This is a genomic window from Pollutimonas rozaliensis, assembly GCF_048751585.1.
GTDB lineage: Bacteria > Pseudomonadota > Gammaproteobacteria > Burkholderiales > Burkholderiaceae_B.
This window is the reverse complement of sequence record NZ_JAZHOB010000195.1, coordinates 1-260: the sequence shown is the minus strand read 5'-3', so window position 1 is coordinate 260 and position 260 is coordinate 1. Positions and strand designations below refer to the sequence as shown.

Genomic DNA, 260 nt, shown 5'->3' with positions numbered 1-260 from the left:
CAGAGCTACATCGGTCTGAAGAGCGAGCAGTACGGTACAGTGGTTGGCGGTAACTTCGACAGCTTCTACAACCAGTTCGTTGTCGATCCGTTCGACGTCTACATCGACCAAGGCTTGCAGTTCGCTGAACATCCGACACAGTCTCGCGGCGACTCTATCGGTTACTACACGCCTGACCTGAGCGGTTTCACTGCGTTTGTACAGGCGAAGCACTACAGCACCCGTGGTCAGCTTGAGCCGACTGCTGGTTCTGAAACTGC

Annotated in this window: 1 protein-coding gene; it reads left to right on the top strand. The window is 55.0% G+C overall.

The window, feature by feature from the left end:
* Positions 1-260: porin (locus V0R37_RS22550; protein WP_420376616.1), on the top strand; the 260-nt coding region annotated here is incomplete at both ends.